At 59.4% G+C, this 2,594-nt stretch carries 2 protein-coding genes; both read left to right on the top strand.

Annotated features, from left to right (window positions below):
- Positions 1 to 1,001 (top strand): ferredoxin--NADP reductase domain-containing protein (locus DSM100238_RS09140; protein ID WP_152356350.1); only part of this gene is annotated, 1,001 nt, incomplete at its 5' end.
- 370 nt (positions 1,002 to 1,371) lie between these two features.
- A complete protein-coding gene (htpX, locus tag DSM100238_RS09135) occupies positions 1,372 to 2,346 on the top strand; it encodes a zinc metalloprotease HtpX (RefSeq protein WP_152356349.1) in 975 nt (324 codons plus the stop codon).
- The last annotated feature ends 248 nt before the right edge of the window (positions 2,347 to 2,594 follow it).

Below are 2,594 nucleotides of genomic sequence, written 5' to 3'. Positions count from 1 at the left end.
GGCCGCTGGGCGCACAGCAGGTCGCCGTCATCGGCGGCGGCAATGTGGCCATGGACGTCGCCCGCGAGCTCATGCGCAACGCCGACGATCTCAAGGCCCGCACCGACATCCCCGACAACGTGTACGAAGGCATCAAGAACAACAAGGCGCGCGAACTGCACCTGTTCATCCGCCGTGGCGTCGCCCAAGCGAAATTCTCCGTGCAGGAACTGCGCGAAATGGAGAAACTTCCCGGAGTCCAGCTGATTATCAACGAGGATGATTTTGAGCTCGACGACGACACCATCGAGGAAGCTGGCAAGAACAAACTGACCCGCCAGATGGTCGACGAGCTGTTTGCGATCCGAGAAATGGCCGAAGATATGGAAGATGACGGCGACGTCGATTTCGAAGGCAACCCCGCGGACCGCAAATATTACGTGCATTTCAATGCCGCTCCGACCGAAGTGCTCGGCGAGGATGGCAAAGTCAAGGCGATCCGCGTGGAACGTACTGAAACCGGAGCCGATGGCGTGATGCACCGCACCGGCGAATTCACCGACTACCCGGTGCAGGCGGTCTACCATGCCATCGGATACAAGCCTGCGACGGCGCCTGGAATCGCCTACGATGAGCGGCACGCGCATCTGGCGAACGCGGGCGGCGACGGCCGTATCACCACCGAGGCTGAAGGTGGCGAGGTGCGTGACCGCCTGTATGCGACCGGATGGGCGAAGCGCGGGCCGGTGGGCTTGATCGGCTCCACGAAGTCTGACGCTCTGATGATCGTCACCAATATGCTCGAGGATCTGTCGAAGGCTGCTGAGGGCGGTCGCATCGCCCCGGATCGCGATCCCGAATCCATCGACCGACTGCTTGCCGAACGCGGTGTCAAGCCGATTGATTTCGTCGGATGGAAGCGTATCGACGCGTTCGAACGTTCCGAGGGTGCGAAGGAAGGCCGCGAACACAAGAAGGTCATTGAGCCTGAGCAGATGCGCGCGCTCGCTCACGCGGAGTGATGCTGGCGGAGTGATGCGGACGGTGGTCTGGCCAGTTGGCGGTCTGGCACGCTGGTGGACTGATTCGGCGAGCTGACATGCTGGTGGGTCTCCAGTCTGGCATGCTGGCGAGTTCGGCGGGTCGGCATTGCGCGTTGGCACGCTGACGCACTGACTCGTTGACGCCCTGGCATCCCAGATTGATCGGAACCGAGACACGCTGAGCTGAAGGCGTAGTACTGCGAGCCTCAACTGAAGGCGCCTGCAAACGGCGGTGTCGCAACGTTATTCGTATGTTGTGGCGCCGCCGTCATGGCATCTGCCACACAACGTGCCATATGTCAAGCGCATATTCAGAAAAAACTCAGCAGTGGCTCTTAGTGTGAACACCATGAACGGCAACATGAAGGTGCATGGCCACTTTAACGGCTTGAAAACAGTCTTTCTGTTCGGACTGATGTGGGCTATCATCATGCTGATTTGGTGGTTGACCGGTGCAAGCGAAGACACGCTGGGAGTGTATCTTGTCATCGGCGTGGCTAGTACATTCGTCTCGTACTGGTTCTCGGACCGTATCGCCATCGCCTCGATGGGCGCACGGCACGTGTCCGAACAGGAAGCGCCTGAATTGTATCGGATTGTGCGCGAACTGTCAGCCAAGGCAGGCAAGCCCATGCCTCGCATCTATATTGCGCCGACCATGAGCCCCAACGCGTTCGCAACCGGTCGTAACGAGCATCATGCTGCCGTATGTTGCACGCAGGGTATCTTGCAGATCCTCAATGAGCGTGAACTGCGCGGCGTGCTCGGTCACGAGCTGATGCACGTGTACAACCACGACATTCTCACGTCAGCGATCGCATCCGCCATGGCCACGGTGATCACGTACCTCGGGTACGCGCTGATGTATTTCGGCGGTGGCGATGATGATGACCGTGATTCCGGGCCGCTTGGCTTCCTAGGCATCATTCTGTGCACGATTCTCGCCCCGATTGGAGCGTCGCTCATTCAGCTTGCGATTTCCCGGACGCGTGAATACGACGCTGATGAGGACGGCAGCAAGCTGACTGGCGACCCGGAAGCGCTCGCGTCCGCATTGTATAAGATTTCGTATGGCGTGAAGGAATGCCCGATGCAGGCGACTGCCGGTAATCAAAGCACTGCCGCCATGATGATTGAAAGCCCGTTCAGCGAGGAAGGCTTCCAAAAACTCTTCTCTACGCACCCGCCGACTTCCGACCGTATCAGCCGGCTTATGCAAATGGCTCATGAGATGCACGGTGTCGCCGCTGCTATGCCGAATGAGACGCCGCAAGTGCTTTACCGGCAGACAGCCCAGCCCGTCTACTCCCAGTACCGCCGCTAACCGGCCTCTGCCGACGGTGAGGTGATAGTGAGCATCGACAGAACCCTCTGCCGACGGTGAGCAGTGCGTGAGCGTCGGTGGAGTCAGTGGTGTGACCTTCTGCCGACGCTGAGCGGGTTGTGAGTGTCGGTAGAACCCTCTGCCGATGCTGGTGTGGTTCTCAGTGTCGGTAGAGGTCTTTGCCGACGCTGAGGTTGGGCTTGAATGTCGGTGGAAGTCTCTGCCGACTGTGAGGTGATGGTCGGTAT

Source organism: Bifidobacterium apri (assembly GCF_009299485.1).
Lineage (GTDB): Bacteria > Actinomycetota > Actinomycetes > Actinomycetales > Bifidobacteriaceae > Bifidobacterium > Bifidobacterium apri.
The sequence above is the reverse complement of the archived record's forward strand: the minus strand, read 5'-3'. Positions and strand labels throughout refer to the sequence as shown.

Excerpts from the sequence above, each read along its gene's own strand:
- htpX (WP_152356349.1), top strand. The coding sequence starts at position 1,372 with ATGAACGGCAACATGAAGGTGCATGGCCACTTTAACGGCTTGAAAACA.